The following is a 14,901-nucleotide window of genomic DNA, read 5'->3' on the forward strand; positions in this document are numbered from 1 at the left end:
TAATCCTACACCAGGCCGACGAGCGCACGGCGACAGGGTCGCCCGGGCCGATGGATGCGAGCGCCATCACCGAGCCCACAGCCATGCCGCCATCGCCCAGGTGAGGGCAGAGGTCACCACAGCCGTCGCCGCGTGCGTTTGCCAGCGCGCGAAGGGGCCGGCGTGCTTGCCGGGAGGTTGTTGCTGTGCTGATAGGCGCTGCAGGGCAGGGCCCAGCTCGCTCCTGAACATCGCCAGAGCCGCCTCCTCCATGGCCCGGGTTTGCGCAGTCAGCGTACGCGCTGCCATCTCGTCGGTGCGGCGGGCGATGTGCCTGACCGCCTGCAGCTTGGCGTTTTCCGTGATGGCGGCCATCCGGGTCTCGAACGCGGCCAACTGGCCAGCGATGGCCTGGCCGGACTGGACCAGGGCCTGGCGGTTCGCGTCCAGTGCTGGCGCAAGCGCCTCCAGGCGTTCGATCAGCCTCCCAGCCTCACCGATCGCCTCGGCAATCAGCGCTTCGCGGGCGCTGCTGAGCTCGCTCACGCGGCCTTCCTGGAGGACGGCCGGGGGCTACGCTCTGCCTCGGATCCCAGTCTCAGCGCCAGGGCTGCGAAGCAGGCGTCCAGCTCAGGCACCACGCCGCAGGCCAGGCGCCGGGTGGCGAGCTTCTGTGCCAGGGCAAGTTTCTCTGCGGTGTCCTTGGCACGGGCGATCAGTCCCTTGTAGTCGGTCTCGTCGCGGGCCAGCTCCGCCAGGTCGACACCGGTTCCTCGGATGCGCGCATAGAGCTCGTTTGCGCCCAGTCGGCAGGCCGGGTTGGCCTGCGCGACCGGTTTCTTGGCCAGGAAGGCAAGCAGCGGCTCGAAGGACTGGGTCAGCTCGGCGTCGTGTTCCAGCATGTTGAAGACGACCTTCATGCGGGAGGCCGGCACGCCGAGGCGGGCCAGCTCGGCCAGGGTGGCGATGGTGTCCTGCTGTTGCTTGAGCGGTGGCACCGTGGGCACGACAAAGCAGTCGAAATCCTCCTGGCTGCCGCGGTAGCGCTGCATCAGGTTCAGGAAGTCCTCGACATTGCTGGCGCCGATGTCGACCACCAGGCTGTCGACGGTCTGCAGGTACTCCTGCAGCTCGCCGAACTGGCGCCCGCGCAAGGCCTGCCCCTGGCCCTCGTCCGCGTTGATGCTCTCGACCGCCACGTACTCGGCGCCCGGCAGACGAGGCAGCAGCAGGTGCCGGGCCACCGTGGTCTTGCCGACGTTGCCGGAGAAGTTGATGACCGCGAGTTTCATGATTGCTCCTCGTTGCGCTGCCTGGCGCGGATCAGGGGGTTGGTGATGTGGCCGCGCATGAAGGTCTCGGCAATGTCCTTGCCGCGTTGATCAACGGTGCGGTTTGGCGGGGCACTTGCGGCCGGAGGCGACGGTGCAGGCCTACGGGAGAGACCGTCACCGCTTGCAGGCTGACGCGGAGACGTATCGGCATCGGCACAGGCGGGTATCGCGTGCGTCGATGTAGCCATCGCTTTACGCCTGGCCAGCTCTCGGTGCACCGTGCTCCTGCTGACCGTGACCCCAATGTCCGCCAAGGCCTCGCAGATGGCGTCCAGCGTGTAGTCCAAGGCTTGAAGCCGTGCCATCTCGGCGGCGTAGGCGCGGGCCTTGCGCGAACCGCGGCCTGGCGGGCGTCTGGGCGCCAACTGCGTGCCGTCGTGGTGGTTCGGATCGGGGTCGTTCATGTGCGCTTTCGATTCGGTTTGATCCGGTTCCGATTCGCTTTTTGTCTCGGTGGCGTCTCACCCGTCTCATTGCCGTACCGGCTGTGTTTCGCATCTGTCTCACTGCTGTCTCAGTCATCCCGGTTTCGTCTCGGTTCGGTCTCGGTGCCGGTTCATTCGTCTCATGATCGGCCCGCCAGCCGGTGAGTGGCGGGCACGATTCCGGCCCGAATCTCGCAGACCAGCTGCATCGTTCGAGGCCGATACTGGGTTCCAAGGTGAGTGCAGAGATAGGCGCGGTGGCGCCGATGTCGGACACGCTCACGCGTGTGGTGCAACCCAGCTCGGAGAACCCGGTCATGACCTCCTCCTCAAGGGATCGAATCAGCGTCGACTTGTTTGGCCTGAAGGCTGCGCTGTTTGAGCGGGCGCGTGCCCACGGCGTCTCGCCGTCCCGGCTGGTTCGCGAGGCTGTGGTTGCGGCGATTGGTGGCGCTGAGCTGAGTGCCTCGCACGGCACGGCAGCCGGTTCGTTTGCGGCCCCATCCGACCGCGTGCGCCTCTCGTTGCGCATGAGCAAGGAGGCCATGCGCGAGACGCTGGCGGCAGCGCGACAGGCCGGCCTGTCGCCGGGCGCCTATGTGGCGGGTTTGGTGGCCGGTGTACCGGCGCTTGCTGGCGGCGGGACGGGGCCTGGCCGAAGCGAATGCATCGCTGTGCTGACGGCGTCCAACGCAGAGCTGTCGAATCTCAGCCGCAACATCCACCGCCTGACGGCACTGCTTCGCACTGCAGACGTCGAACCGGCCAGGCCGTATCGGGCCATGTTGGACACGGTGGCGGGCGACGTGCGCCGGCACCTCGCGTTGGTATCTCGCGTGTTAGCGGATTTGCAGCCTTGTGGTCGCAGCGCCCGATCCGTGGGCCAAGCGGCCTCGTGACTAAAGGACCTCGTCGTGGCGCAACGTCACAACATCGATGGTGTGTTGATCACCTGGGGTGACCGGCTGTTCTATCCCGGCAACCGGATGGTCGGCGCAAAGCCGCAGCCAAGGCTGACTGGCGACGCTGCTCGTTCACGTGCTGCGGCCATCCGAAGGCGCATCGAGGCGACGGTAGTTCGTCGAGCGCCGCAGGTGATGGTCAAGGTCACTGGCGGCGGACGTGGCATGCGGGCGATCGTTGCGCACTTCCGATATATCAGCAAGAACGGCCGGCTGGAGATCGAGGATCAACGAGGCGAGACGATGCGAGGCAATGACACCTTGCGGGATCTGGCTGACGAGTGGCGCTTTGGTGGTTCTCTGATTCCCGATGACGCCGAGCCCGGACACCGGCGCGAGGCCTTCAACATCATGCTGTCGATGCCCCGCGGCACCGACCCGCTGACCGTCCAGCGCGCAGCGCGAGAGTTTGCGCAGGACGAGCTGGCGGATCACAAGTACGTGATGGTGCTGCACGACCACCAGGCCAATCCCCACGTTCACATCAGCGTGCGGGCCGAGTCCAGGCAAGGCAAGCGGCTGAATCCGCGAAAGGCCGACCTGCATCGCTGGCGGGAGACGTTTGCGGAGAAGCTGCGAGGCCATGGCATTGACGCCGAGGCCACGAGGCAGGCAACCCGCGGACAGGCGCGCAGCTATGACCCGCTCTGGCGCATCAAGGCGAAGGAAGAAGGGAGGTTGCGCATGAACCGGCCGACCGAGAATGATGGTGCCAAGGCGATGGTCCGCCGTGAGACGGTGATCGGTGCGTGGGTGGAGATTTCGCGAGCGCTGGCTGCGTCAGACGACAGATCTGATCGAGGTTTGGCGGTGTCGATCGCCAAGTATGTGGAGGAGATGAGCGGGAGGAAGCAACCAGGGCAGGGACGTGCCGCTCCTAAAGACTTCGATCGGCCCAAGCCAGAAAAGCAAGTGCATCAGAGATGAGCCGCCGCTAAAATCGTCCTGTCAATACGAACGAAGTGAACGCACACCCAATGCGCTGTATCGATTGGCCTCCACGACGGCCCGCCCATATTCAGCCTCGGTCGGATCAAGGTCGGCACCGTCGTATTCGAGGTGCTTGATCGAAAGATCCTTGAGTGCGCGCTCGACCGTCAGATGGTGCGTTCCGAACGAGATCTCCGCGCGTGCAGTTGCGTGTACCGCGCCATCGCTCACCCGCGACCTGAAGAAGCGTCGGGCATGTTTCCACCCGACCAGATCGTGCGACTTGGCGCCGACCTCGAACGGATTGACCTTCTGAGGATTGAACGGTCCGACCAACAGCCGCAGCATCACGTTGAGCAGCGTGGTCTTGCCGAGGCCGTTGATGCCCGCGATTACCGTGATGCCAGGCAGGATGGGCCTGTCGATCCCAGTCCTGCCAACGCCTGGGAACAGCTCGTAGCCCGCGATCTTCAGTGACTTGAAGACCGGAAGCGCGATGTTTGGAAGCGCCGGAGCCTCTGCAACTGATTCGTCCAATGCTCTCTCCCTGGCGTGACTGGATGTCAAACCCTGGTTTTCAAAAATATATCCGTTTAGCGTGGTGCTGAGGGGGCGACTGCCCTTTGCTCCTCCGGCGAAAACCCTCACCTACGGTGGCTGGCCGGTTCATTTCGGGGCCAGCCTCTGCGTGAACTGCGTGTCAGCCGCAAGCGCATCGTCGTCCCTCATCATGATGTTCAAGGTGAAGGAGCTGTACGGGTGAAATTCCGGAAGGATGCTTCGAACCTGACCGCCAACCAGTGAGTAGTGGGCGATGCCTGGGAACATGTCTGGGTCGACTGGGTGTGTGGCGGAAGGGTTGTGGAACATCGACAGCCCCTCTGCCCACGACTCGGTGACGGAGCCCTGTTCCACGACGTGCATGAAACCCTTGGGTAGCACCGCGTTCGGGTCATGGTCATGGCGCACACCGAACCTTCTGATCGTCTGGTTGGGCAAGCCGAACCCCGCCAGCTTTCCCATGCGGTTGAACTTGGAAATCGTGCCGGACGCGGAAAATAGCACCGCGCTGATGTTTTCGGCGCCTGGCTGAAGAAAGAAGCCCGACGGGATAACCTTGCCGTTGTACTCATGCGTCTCGCATCTTGAGCGGCGAAATACCCAACTGGCCGGCGTCATCGAACATGAAGGTTACGCTGAACAAGCCATGAATTTCAACAAGCTCCGCCCGCCGATTTCGGCTTGCGAGATGAGGCCGGCGAATCACGCTTTGAGGACGCCTGAGGCTCCGCTCGGGGTCCTCAGGGGCCCATGGCGCCCACTGCGGACGCGCTCATGCCACCAGACGCTGCCGCGCCAAGTAGATGTTGGCCAGACCCAGGACTACGAAGGCGCGTGTGGCGTTCTTGGCAAGCTCTCGGTAGCGCACCTTGGCAAAGCCCCACAGCCGCTTGACCACGGCAAAGACGTGTTCCACATGGGCGCGGACCTTGGATTTGCTGCGGTTCTTCGAGCGCTCGACCTCATCGATTTTCGCCGGCCTTGCGCACGCGCTGGTTGGTGAAGTCCTTGGCCTTCGGGGCCTTGGTCTGGATCAGCGCCTTCTGGCTGGCATAGGCGCTGTCGCCATACACACGCTGTTCGTTGCCGTGCAGCAGATTGGGCAGCGGATGTTTGTCGTGCACGTTGGCTGCCGTCACCACGGCGCTGTGTGCAAGCCCGGTGCGGCTGTCCACGCCAATGTGCATCTTCTTGGCCGTTGTACCACTGCTGGCCCTTGCGCGTCTGGTGCATGTCCGGGTCGCGCTTCTTGTCGGCGTTCTTGGTCGAACTGGGCGCTCCGATGATGGTGGCATCCACGATGGTGCCCGTGCCCACCTTCAAGCCTCGCGTTTGCAGGACTTCTCTCACCTTGGCAAACAGCGCTTCGCCCAGCTTGTGCGTCTCCAGCAGGCGGCGGAACTTCAGCAGCGTGGTGCCGTCGGGCACGCGTTCACGCCCGAGGTCGATGCCCACGAAGCGCCGCAGCGCCGTGCTGTCCAGCAGCGCCTCCTCGCAGGCTTCGTCTGCCAGGTAGAACCAGTGCTGCACGAAGTACATCCTCAGCATGCGTTCCAGCCCGACCGGCGGGCGGCCGTTGCCAGCCTTGGGATAGTGAGGCTCAATGACCTCGCACAGCGCCGACCAAGGCACGATCTCCTCCATGGTCGCCAGGAAGATATCGCGCCAGGTCGGCTTTCGGTGCTGCTCGAATCCTTGGCCTTGATCGGCTGCCATCGCGAGGGTCTGCTGCTTCATCTTCACCTGCTCGTCTGTGCTGTCTCGACACATGCAAACCCCGCGCCAAATTCGACCTTGTTCAGCGTTGCCTTATATTGCCAGCTCACGGATGGCTGCAGCCCGTGCACTTCCGTGGACCTCATCGATTCTGTGGACGTTGAGGGTGCTTCCCAAATCCCCTCGCACAGCTGTAAAAGCCGCGTGAGTAGGACTGCGCGCGGCCGAGCGTGCCGGTTGGTCACCGCCGAACCGGCGTTTGTGCTCGTCGCGGCGCTCAGTGACGGCATTTCAACTCTCACGCAGCCGGCCAATGGGCGCAAACGGTTGCTGGCCGACCGTGGCTACGACAACCAGGCCAACCGGCTGGTGCTGCAGGCCCGCGGGCTGCAAGACGACATTGCCCGCCGAGCCAAGCCCGGACAGACAGCCGAGACGAGACTGAACCGGCGCAACCAGCCCATCAACAAGATCAGAGCTCGGGTAAAGCATGACTTCGCGGCCCTGCGGCAGCAAGGCGGCGATGCGTCCGAGCCATGACCCTGGCATGCAACGCGTTGGCCATCATGTTGCAGTGCGCGGCCCATTAATAAAAGAAGCACGCGGGCGCGAGCTGGTGTGGTTGGACAAAAGCACGGGTGCGTCTGCAAGGCCCGCTGCAGGTGCGGCAGTTGCTGCCCATTGTCGGCGCGGGGTGACTTGCATCTCGCGAATGAGCTTGTAGCCGTATAAAACCTTGCCGAGCTTCTTTGCCAAGAGGGCGTTGCGATCGGTGTGGGCCAGGCGCATTGCGCTTCAGCCTTCGAGCGCCTTGCCTTCGTTGAGCGACTGGCCCACCCGGCGCCAGTCGCTGCCGGAGAGTCCATAGCGTGCAGGCATCGGGGACGTGCAGTGCCCAGTCGCGCCGGCAAAAGCGCGGGAAGCTCAATGGTCTAGCACCTGGTTGCCCGCACTGCTCATCCGAGAGGTTGTACCAGCCCCTGCAGGAACGCCATGCGCATCAGCACCTTGGTGGGTACGGCGGGCAGTCTTCTTGCTTCGGTCTGCGCGGGGTCAAGCCGAATCCACGGCCACCGCCATCGCCGAGAAGTCGATCAGCGCGTCCATTGCCTTGAGGGTCTGAAGGTAGCCTTCAAGCCTGGCCTTGCGATGGCGCTGCAGGAACAAGTCGTCGGGAACCTCTTCGGGAAATATGCTCGAAGGCTATAGTGCGCGGCGTGATCATCTCGGCATCTTGCCGCAGCCTCGCACGGTCAAACGATCAAGGGGCGGCTTCTAGAAACCACCCCGATGGATCCTATGCAGGACGAGGACCTGCCTTGGCGGCTGAACGCTGCCTAACTGCCTTGCATGGTCGGCCGCGGAAGCGGCGGCATTTCGGCGCCGAGATCGCGCCAAACCCACGCTGAGGTCGTGCCCAATGGATCGGTGTGATCGAGGGTGGGGTTGACTGCCGACTGATCCACGTCAAGGCTGCGCCAGAGGTACAAGGCAAGCGGTGACTGCTCAATATCAGTCAGCGCGGCGGCGGGCAGTAGCACTTCGAGAGGCATGTCGTATCGAAGCACCTTTATGAAGTGCCGGTTCTCACGGGCAAGGGTGTCCAACAGCAGGCACTCGAAAGTGTCTTGCACCGGCAGCCATTGCCGGTTCACGGGCATCAGTGACAGCTCCGAGATTGTTGGCACGCCGAGGGTGCTGACCCCGAAGGTCGCGATGATCACCATGTGCAGGTCCGGCGCCGAGCCCCACATCGAAAGCTCCGGCTCAAAGCGTCGGCACAGCCGTCGGTAGAGCCGTTCGTCGAGAGCAAAGGCGAGGTCCGGCAGATGCTTCACCGTGGCCCTGGCGCCGAAGCGTGTCGGCACGATCTCCTTGAGCTCCGCGATCAACAGCATCAGGTGTTGTGCCCTGCCTTGCGCAGCTGAAATGCGGGCACACCGCGCAATGCGGCGTGCGTTGATCTCATCGCGCCGCGGGACACAAAACACCTCCGGCACGTAGAGCCGACCAAGAAGCTCAGCGTGGCGAGCAAATTTACCTTCTGCAGCCCGCAGCAGATGGCGCCGAACGGTGGCCCATGAGCGCTTGCCTTCGAAACCGGGATGCCAGTGCGTGAGCTCGGCCTGGTCCCACAGGTAGTGCAGCAGGGAGCGCATCGACAGCCTAGCGTCGCGGCTCACCGAGCCGCCGTTGACTCGGCAGGGGGCCGAGGTTGCCGGACGCCTGTCGAGCTTGGACAACGAGAAGTCGAGCTTCAGTGTGATGTTGCCGGTGCTCAGGTCTTCGGTAATCGCAGAACCCAGCGTTTGGTTCAACTCGTAGAACTCCGCTGGGAGTTCGTACGACGGGCAGTTGGGCGCATGGCGGCTGCCCGTGCCCGGCATGCGCTTGACGATGTGGCCATTGGCCACCCGGGCGACGTACATCTCGACGCCTTCCGCGAAGCACATGCAGCGAGGTCGCAGGCGGGCTGCGTACGCCTCGGCAATGGCCGCCACCAGGCCGGGTGATCCGATTTCAAACCGTCGCCCGCCGACCTCGTAGGCCGCAGTCAGCGCCTCCATGTCTCCGGCGGAAGTTTTCACTGGCGTGGTCTCACCGTGCAGGCGCCGGTGCGGCGCGCTCGCGCGAGCGCTGCAACTCGGGTGTTGGCACGACAGGCGTTCGCTGCGAAGGCGCCGACTTGTCATAGACCTTGACCTTGGGCGCCTCCCCGTTGCGAATTCGCTGGGCCAGCTTTTCGGTCGCAGCCGCCATCACGGCTGCACGCTGCTTCTCAGGCACATTCTTGGCGACCAGCACCGCTTCGACGGCAGCCAGTACGGCCTTGCGGCCGCCACTGCCCCTTGCGGAGGGCTTCTCGGCGGAGGCCGCTGCGGCGCCGCTGCTGGCCTCTCGGGCGGGCTCGATGCGATTGACCAGGCGCGCCTCGCGCTCGCGCTTGAGCACCTCCAGGTCACCCGGGTTCGGCTCGTAGCCCAGGGCCTTCACGCCACGCACCGACGCTTCCAGCCAGACCAGTCGCTTGAAGTCTTCGTTGCCCGAGACGCGCAGCGCCTTCCAGTTGCGGGCCTCGGCCACATCGACCATCGAGCGCGCAACCGACGGACTGTTGGTCTCCGTGGCCAGCCGGAACGGTGATTCGGTGAACGCCACGCGGGAGCTGTCGCCGCGGAAGCGGTATTCGGTGCGGCCGATGGACACATCGCCGACGCTCACCGGGGCGCGCTTGATGACGTAGCGCTCCATCAGCGCGGCTTCGAGGCGGGCGACGAGCACAGCGCGTTCGGCTTGGCCTTCCATCCTTGCGGTCGTCTTGACGGTGCCCCGCTCAGGTTTTGGTTGGACCCTGGCGGCGCCGGGCATGGGGGCCGCGTTTGCAGCGCCGGGCACCTCATCTCGCGCCGGCAATGGGTCCAGGGGGCGCTCGGGCTGCGCCGGGTGCTGCTGACCGCGCCGCCACCCACCATCGACTTTCTGGATCGCCGTTCGCTTGCCGTCCTCAGCCACCGCGACGAAACGGGTGATGCCCAGTTGATCGGCCTTGGCCACCATCTCCGGGAGGCTGTTCGCCCGGTAGGTGACCTCCGCGAAGGGGTCGCGCAGTTCGAAGCGCTCCGCAGGCTTGCTGTTCGACGCCTGGGTGCGGGAGATGGCCGCGGACGCGCGGCTGGCAGGTTCGACAGTGCCGCCCTGGGCCGGAGTGTCCGAGCCGACTGATGAGTTGTCTGCATCCATGGCGACCTCGCAATCGTAGGTTGGATGGAGGATCAGGGCTGGGCGACAGCGGTCGCGCTCAGTGCGACCGGCAGTGCGCTGTACAGCTCGATCTCGACGCGGCGGTTCAGGGCACGGCCGCCGGCGCTGGCGTTGTCGGCCACGGGGTCACCGGTCGGCTGGTAGGTGGTACGAATTCGCCCGGGTTCCACTCCGGCGGCCACCAGGTAGTCGCGGACTGCGGCCGCCCTGTCCCTGGCGATGCGGCTCTCGGCCGGCGCATCGCTGGTGCCGTCCGTGCGCCCACGCAGCAGCACCAGTGGCGATGCCTTGGCCTCCTCGACCAGGGCTGACGTGACATCGGCCGGAATGGCAACGCGCGTGCTGCCGAACTCGAATCGAACGGTGAAGATGGTGTTTGCCTGGCGCTGCTGACCCGACGACGCCTGCATGGCGGCAAGGATCTGCTGACGCGCCGCCATGTTCGCCAGCGTGGCGGCAGTTGTCTCCGCCAAGCGTCCGGACTCGGTGGCCATCAGACGAGTGTTCTGCAGGTCGTTCTTGCAGACCTGCAGCTCGACGGTCGTCTTCGCGTTGACCGGCCGCTTCTGCGATTCGTCCACCGTCGGCGGCTGCGGCGGCGAACTGCAGGATGCCAACAGCAGCAGCCAGGGAACGAAGGGCGTGAGGGTGATGCTTGTTCGCATGACGGTGCTCCCGGCTCAAATGATGTCTGCGCGCTCGAAGATGCATGGGTCGTCGATGAGCACGCCGTCTTCGTCTGCAGCGGCCTCGATCAAGCCACCGCTTGCGGCCTGGCCCGCCCTGGGGCCGACGACGAAGTCCAGCACGGCCTCGGCCACTTCGCCTGGCTGCCCGTCGGGCAGCTCAGGCAAACGGCTCATGTCGCAGACGAGTTGCTCGACGTCCAGGCTCTCACCGGACGCCAGTTCGTCGTCGGCGTAGCGCCAACGCTCCTGCACGCGTGCGAGGTGCAGGTCCATGTTCATGCGCGGCACGCCCGGCGGGGACAGCAAGCGTGAGGTGAAGGCGTTGTCGCGGTGGTAGCGAATCTTCTCGGCGAGGATCGGCTTGCAGTTCTCAAAGATCACCACCAGCCGTTCGCTGCCCAGCTCCTTGAATTCTTGTGGCAGCAACAAGGCTCGGCGCTGCTCGCTTTCGTTGCGGCTCACGCTGCTGTGCCCATGGCCGCCGATGGACCGGCTGCGCCCGCGTGAGGTGGCGCGCTCGGTGAACTGTCCCAGCATGGCGCTGTATTCGTCGGCATCGCGCTGTTCGCGCGGCGCGAAGAGGATCTGCAAGCCGTGGTTGGTGGCGAAGGTGCGGGCTTCCTTGTCGCCATAGACGGCGTCCAGCTGGGACATGGCCTGCACCACGGTCAGCAGCCGCAGGTTGTAGCCGGCAAGGAAGGCCGCTGAGCTGGTGATGACGCCAACGCGGCCCATGGCTGTGAACTCGTCATTGACCAGAAGGCACTGCACTGTCAGCGTCGGGTCCTGCTCGGGCAGGTGCTGGGTGTTCAGGTTGACGAGCTGCGAGAAAAACAGGTTCAGCAGCGGCCGGGCGTTGGCCAGCCGGTTCGGCGGGATGCGCACATAGACCGACATGCGACGACGGCGCACGTCCTGGAGCCGGAAGTCGTCGGCGCTCGTGGCCGCATCCACCACGGCATCCGCAAAGATGGTCAGCGGCGCGTTGAAGGTGGCCACCACGCTGGACAGCGTGTTCTCGGAGTTTGACAACAGGCGCTGCAGGGCGTCCGCACACTCGTCGGAGAAGGGGGCGCCTTCGTTCCTACGTGCTGTGAGCAGGCCGCTCAAATGATCCTTGAGCGAGCGGCCCTTGCCTGAGGATTGGCGCAGCATCTCGCCGATGGTGCGTGGCAGTGCGGGCGTCTCCAAGAGCACAAGGCCCAGGCCCAGGAACAGGTTGCGTGCCTGGTCGTTGAAGAAGGCTTCCGATGAAGTGCCGCCGCCATCGTTGGGGAAGAAGACCTGGCCAATGGTGAGCATGTCCCCCACGCGGTGCAGCAGGCTGGAGCGCACGGCGGTCAGCGGGTTCCAGCGGTGGCTGCGCGCGTCCTCGTCGAAGGGCGAGAAGGCAAAGACAGCCTGGCCATGCGTGGCGCGGTAGCCCGCTGTGATGTCGTAGTTCTCGCCCTTGATGTCCAGCACCACGACCGAGTCGGGCCAGTTCAGCAGGTTGGGGATCACGACACCCACGCCCTTGCCGCTGCGAGTGGGGGCAGACAACATCACCGACAGCTGGCCGGGCAGCGACAGGAATTTGCCGCGGTGCCGGCCGATGAGGATGCCGGGCTGACCGTCGCTGTCGCTGCGGGTCAATCCAGCGCGGTCTACCTCGGCGGGGCTGGCGAAGCGGGCATCGCCATGCAGCGCGCGACGCGGCCGTGCTGCGGCGACAAGGCCCGCAGGCAGCAGGATCAGCAGGCCGAACCCCGAGGCGCCAATTGAGAGCTGCAGCTTCTTGCGGAGTTGAGCATCGTCCGCATACAGGGCCCAGTAGTGCACGATGCTGGCGAAGTGCGCCTGACGCGGGTTGGCCTTGTTCAGCACCAGGAACAGGGCCCCTGCCACGTAGAACGCCGCACAGGCCAACACGACGTAGCCCATGACTGCAAAGCCGCAGGCAGCGACCTTGCGTCCCTTCGACCATGCAGAAAACGGCAAGGCAGTGACGCTGCTCATGCTGGTGCCACCTGTGCATCCCCTCGGCTGAGCCGCTGGCCGCGGGGCTCATAGAGGATCTCGGAGATGAAGCGGCCGCGCTCGTCGCGATCGAACTGCACGACCACGTCGACCACGACGTTCAGCAGCCACTTGATCTCATTCAAGCGCAGTCCGCCGCCAGCGCCGGTCTCGCGGATCATCAGTGACATCTGCTCAAAGGCCAGCGCGCAGCTGCCGGCATGCACGCTGGTGATGCTGCCTGGGTGGCCAGAGGCTGCGAGGCGCACGAAGTGGAAGCACTCGTCGCCGCGTACCTCGGCCAGGAAGATGCGGTCCGGCTTCATGCGCAGGCAGGCCTCCAGCAGCGACTTGGCCGTCACGCGGGCCGTTCCCTGTGCGTCCTTGCTGTAGAAGAGGTGCACCACGTTCGGGTGGTTGGGCAGCGTCAGCTCGGCGGTGTCCTGGATCGTGATCAGCCGCTCATGCCTGGGTACTTCCTCGACCAGGCCCTTCATGAAGGTGGTCTTGCCCGAGCCGGTCTTGCCGCTGACGACGATCGTCTGGTGGGTACGCACCGCCAGCCGCAGGAATTCGGCGCAGCGGCCGGCGTCTTTCAGCGCCACCAGTTCGCGCTCGAAAGGCTGCAGTTCGGCGTTCGCCGTGCGCGCCACTGTGGCTGTGCGCTCGAACAGGCCTTCGCGCTCGAAGTCGTCCAGCCGCTTGATCAGTTGCGACGGCTTGCGCACCGTGACCGACACCGTGCCGCGCGGCACCGCCGGCGGGATCACAAACTGGATGCGTTCGCCGCTGGGCAGCGTGGCCGACAGCAGCGGCCGCTCCTGGTTGACCTGCTGGTCGCAGAAGGTGGCCACGGCTGTGGCCAGCGACAGGCAGCGCTCCTGCGTCATCTCCGGCGCAGGCACGGTCTGCCAACCACGCACCGTCTCGACCATCAGCTCGCCCGGCCGGTTGATGCAGACTTCCAGCACGCCGGGTGCATCGAGCTGATCGCGCAACGGGCGCAGGAACTCGACCACCGAGGTCGCGTCACCGCACCAGCCTTCGCCCAGGGTGTCGTGCTCACAGGTGTGCGGGTTCATGGCGCCACCTCGCGTGCCAGCTCGCTGGCGGTGGGCCTCAGCGCGTACACCGACGAGAAGTCCACGTCCCGAGCGACGTAGATGCCAACGATGCCGCCTTGATTCTGGTAGATCAGCGGCGGGATGTTGATGGTGCTGTCCAGCACCTTCTCGGCCAGCTTGTTGGTGTTGGCCGTGGTGGACGGCAGCACGACGGTGTTGGCCTGGCCGCTGCTCTCACTTTCGTTGGCCTGGTTCTGGATGACCAGATTGACCGAGTCGTCGATCAAGGACAGCAGCATGGCCGCGCCGATGCGCTCGCCCCAGCGGTTGTCGACGTAGCCATCAATGCCGGACTCGCCCAGCTGACCTGTGCCGGGGGAGTCGATGTCGACCGTGACGCCCAGCGGCGTGCGGATGCGGGTCCACAGCACAGGAATGCGCACAGTGCCGGGTTTCACGGATGCGACGCGGTACTCGCCATCCATGTGCGAGCCACGTTCGATCAACAGCACGCGCCCGTCGTCGCTGAAGACGTTGCGCTGCACCTGGCAGCCGACCAGGCCGGATGCGGCGCTGATCACCTTGGTCTTGAGCGCACAGGTGAAGGCGGTGCCCTTGGGCAGTGTGAGGCTGCGGTTGCCGAGCGTCGAGGCGGCCACTCTGGGCGTTGCGGAGCCTTGCAGCTGGCCGCCGAACAGGCCAGCCCCGGCATTGGCGCCACCAACGGGTGACGTGCCAGCCATTGGCCGCCCGCCGAGAAGGGCTCCTGATGGCGTCTGGCCGGTGGCCTGTCCGGCGGCCAGTGCTGCGGACTTGGTCATGTTGTCGAGCAGGCCCTGGAGCTGGCGCTGGTAGCCCTGCAAGTTGCGCGAGGTTGCTGCCATTGGATCGATCGGGCCAGCAGCATCGGGCGAAGTCGCGCCGTCTTGAGCAGGAGGCGCGGCTGCGTCCGCCTTTCGGGTGAGTGCGCCCGGGCGGGATGTGACCAGCAGGACAGGGGCGTCCTGTGGCGACGCCATCTTCGGACCGCCTGACGCGGCGTCACCGGATCCTGTCCGCCGGACGCCGATGGGCTCGGCGAGTTCTTCGGCCGTCGGGGTCAGGGCAGGGATGCGCGACGCCGTGGCCGGCGGCGCGCTCGCCGCTGGTGCAGCAGACATGTCAAGCTGGCGTGGCTCGACGGTGGCCGCCGTTGGCTTGTTCTTCACCAGCGCTGCCGCTGCGTCGTCAGCCTTCTTGCCGCTGGCCGTGAAGCGCTGGATCGTCAAGCTTGCGACGGCGACAAGTGAGCCCATCAGCAGCGCGACGGCCAGCAAGCCCTTCTTCGACATCGACACGCGCGGCCTGGCGGCGACGTTGGGAATGCCGGCCTCGCCGGGCAGTGGTGAGATCGTGTGGCCGTCAGCTTCGGCATCCGCACTGGCATCGGCGCCGAGTTCAGGATCGCCGTTGTCGCTCGGGTTGGCGTCGCGCTTCATGGC

General features: G+C 65.3%; 15 protein-coding genes and 1 pseudogene. 3 read left to right on the forward strand and 13 right to left on the reverse strand.

Going from position 1 to position 14,901, the window contains the following annotated elements:
* Positions 1 to 66 precede the first annotated feature (66 nt).
* Genes LRH25_RS30650 through LRH25_RS30660 form a run of 3 tightly spaced genes read right to left on the reverse strand, consistent with a single transcriptional unit; the run spans position 67 to position 1,717 of the window.
* A complete protein-coding gene (locus tag LRH25_RS30650; RefSeq protein ID WP_141284027.1) occupies positions 67 to 525 on the reverse strand; it encodes a hypothetical protein in 459 nt (152 codons plus the stop codon).
* Complete coding sequence (stbB, locus tag LRH25_RS30655; RefSeq protein WP_141284026.1) at positions 522 to 1,271, reverse strand: StbB family protein; 750 nt, start codon at positions 1,269 to 1,271, stop codon at positions 522 to 524. Before stbB ends, LRH25_RS30650 begins: the two co-directional genes overlap by 4 nt.
* Positions 1,268 to 1,717 (reverse strand): helix-turn-helix domain-containing protein, encoded by a 450-nt coding sequence (locus LRH25_RS30660; RefSeq protein ID WP_141284024.1) that lies wholly within the window; start codon positions 1,715 to 1,717, stop codon positions 1,268 to 1,270. The genes stbB and LRH25_RS30660 overlap by 4 nt, the downstream gene beginning before the upstream one ends.
* Before the next feature lie 338 nt (positions 1,718 to 2,055).
* On the opposite strand from LRH25_RS30660, the gene LRH25_RS30665 reads away from it, so the two are divergent.
* A complete protein-coding gene (locus LRH25_RS30665; RefSeq protein WP_231013133.1) occupies positions 2,056 to 2,637 on the forward strand; it encodes a hypothetical protein in 582 nt (193 codons plus the stop codon).
* Between the two features lie 15 nt (positions 2,638 to 2,652).
* Positions 2,653 to 3,627: a relaxase/mobilization nuclease domain-containing protein gene (locus LRH25_RS30670; RefSeq protein ID WP_141284020.1), complete on the forward strand. Its 975-nt coding sequence runs from the start codon at positions 2,653 to 2,655 to the stop codon at positions 3,625 to 3,627.
* Positions 3,628 to 3,648: 21 nt separating this feature from the next.
* Here LRH25_RS30670 and LRH25_RS30675 read toward each other — a convergent pair whose 3' ends face one another.
* From LRH25_RS30675 to LRH25_RS30685, 3 genes and pseudogenes are all read right to left on the reverse strand, one after another.
* Positions 3,649 to 4,167 (reverse strand): ATP-binding cassette domain-containing protein, encoded by a 519-nt coding sequence (locus LRH25_RS30675; RefSeq protein ID WP_141284018.1) that lies wholly within the window; start codon positions 4,165 to 4,167, stop codon positions 3,649 to 3,651.
* Between the two features lie 129 nt (positions 4,168 to 4,296).
* Positions 4,297 to 4,809: a hypothetical protein gene (locus tag LRH25_RS30680; RefSeq protein WP_141284016.1), complete on the reverse strand. Its 513-nt coding sequence runs from the start codon at positions 4,807 to 4,809 to the stop codon at positions 4,297 to 4,299.
* 154 nt (positions 4,810 to 4,963) lie between these two features.
* A pseudogene (locus LRH25_RS30685) lies at positions 4,964 to 5,928 on the reverse strand (IS5 family transposase).
* A 216-nt stretch (positions 5,929 to 6,144) separates the two neighbouring features.
* On the opposite strand from LRH25_RS30685, the gene LRH25_RS30690 reads away from it, so the two are divergent.
* Positions 6,145 to 6,447, forward strand: coding sequence for a hypothetical protein (locus tag LRH25_RS30690; RefSeq protein ID WP_141284014.1), 303 nt, complete (start codon positions 6,145 to 6,147; stop codon positions 6,445 to 6,447).
* A 24-nt stretch (positions 6,448 to 6,471) separates the two neighbouring features.
* Here the strand turns inward: LRH25_RS30690 and LRH25_RS30695 are convergent, their stop codons facing one another.
* The 7 genes from LRH25_RS30695 to virB10 form a co-directional block, all read right to left on the reverse strand.
* Positions 6,472 to 6,696 (reverse strand): hypothetical protein, encoded by a 225-nt coding sequence (locus LRH25_RS30695; RefSeq protein ID WP_141284012.1) that lies wholly within the window; start codon positions 6,694 to 6,696, stop codon positions 6,472 to 6,474.
* Positions 6,697 to 7,244: 548 nt separating this feature from the next.
* Positions 7,245 to 8,495 (reverse strand): DUF1173 family protein, encoded by a 1,251-nt coding sequence (locus LRH25_RS30700; protein WP_231013134.1) that lies wholly within the window; start codon positions 8,493 to 8,495, stop codon positions 7,245 to 7,247.
* 10 nt (positions 8,496 to 8,505) lie between these two features.
* Complete coding sequence (locus LRH25_RS30705; protein WP_141284010.1) at positions 8,506 to 9,648, reverse strand: LPD7 domain-containing protein; 1,143 nt, start codon at positions 9,646 to 9,648, stop codon at positions 8,506 to 8,508.
* A gap of 32 nt (positions 9,649 to 9,680) precedes the next feature.
* Positions 9,681 to 10,334, reverse strand: coding sequence for an OmpA family protein (locus LRH25_RS30710; RefSeq protein WP_141284008.1), 654 nt, complete (start codon positions 10,332 to 10,334; stop codon positions 9,681 to 9,683).
* Positions 10,335 to 10,349: 15 nt separating this feature from the next.
* Positions 10,350 to 12,356: a type IV secretory system conjugative DNA transfer family protein gene (locus LRH25_RS30715; RefSeq protein WP_141284006.1), complete on the reverse strand. Its 2,007-nt coding sequence runs from the start codon at positions 12,354 to 12,356 to the stop codon at positions 10,350 to 10,352.
* Positions 12,353 to 13,438 carry a P-type DNA transfer ATPase VirB11 gene (gene virB11 / locus LRH25_RS30720; RefSeq protein WP_141284003.1) on the reverse strand — a complete coding sequence of 362 codons (1,086 nt, stop codon included), beginning with the start codon at positions 13,436 to 13,438 and terminating at the stop codon, positions 12,353 to 12,355. The genes LRH25_RS30715 and virB11 overlap by 4 nt, the downstream gene beginning before the upstream one ends.
* Entirely contained in the window at positions 13,435 to 14,898 is a 1,464-nt protein-coding gene (gene virB10 / locus LRH25_RS30725) for a type IV secretion system protein VirB10 (protein WP_141284001.1), read from the reverse strand. Before virB10 ends, virB11 begins: the two co-directional genes overlap by 4 nt.
* Between the last annotated feature and the right edge of the window lie 3 nt (positions 14,899 to 14,901).

Source organism: Ideonella azotifigens (assembly GCF_021043325.1).
Classification (GTDB): domain Bacteria; phylum Pseudomonadota; class Gammaproteobacteria; order Burkholderiales; family Burkholderiaceae_C; genus Ideonella; species Ideonella azotifigens.

What these genes read in the sequence shown, in the direction of transcription:
- LRH25_RS30665 (WP_231013133.1), top strand. Translation starts at nt 2,056, where the DNA reads ATGACCTCCTCCTCAAGGGATCGAATCAGCGTCGACTTGTTTGGCCTG.
- LRH25_RS30705 (WP_141284010.1), bottom strand. Translation starts at nt 9,648, where the DNA reads ATGGATGCAGACAACTCATCAGTCGGCTCGGACACTCCGGCCCAGGGC.
- LRH25_RS30695 (WP_141284012.1), bottom strand. Translation starts at nt 6,696, where the DNA reads ATGCGCCTGGCCCACACCGATCGCAACGCCCTCTTGGCAAAGAAGCTC.
- LRH25_RS30710 (WP_141284008.1), bottom strand. Translation starts at nt 10,334, where the DNA reads ATGCGAACAAGCATCACCCTCACGCCCTTCGTTCCCTGGCTGCTGCTG.
- LRH25_RS30660 (WP_141284024.1), bottom strand. Translation starts at nt 1,717, where the DNA reads ATGAACGACCCCGATCCGAACCACCACGACGGCACGCAGTTGGCGCCC.
- virB10 (WP_141284001.1), bottom strand. Translation starts at nt 14,898, where the DNA reads ATGAAGCGCGACGCCAACCCGAGCGACAACGGCGATCCTGAACTCGGC.
- stbB (WP_141284026.1), bottom strand. Translation starts at nt 1,271, where the DNA reads ATGAAACTCGCGGTCATCAACTTCTCCGGCAACGTCGGCAAGACCACG.
- LRH25_RS30715 (WP_141284006.1), bottom strand. Translation starts at nt 12,356, where the DNA reads ATGAGCAGCGTCACTGCCTTGCCGTTTTCTGCATGGTCGAAGGGACGC.
- virB11 (WP_141284003.1), bottom strand. Translation starts at nt 13,438, where the DNA reads ATGAACCCGCACACCTGTGAGCACGACACCCTGGGCGAAGGCTGGTGC.
- LRH25_RS30680 (WP_141284016.1), bottom strand. Translation starts at nt 4,809, where the DNA reads ATGACGCCGGCCAGTTGGGTATTTCGCCGCTCAAGATGCGAGACGCAT.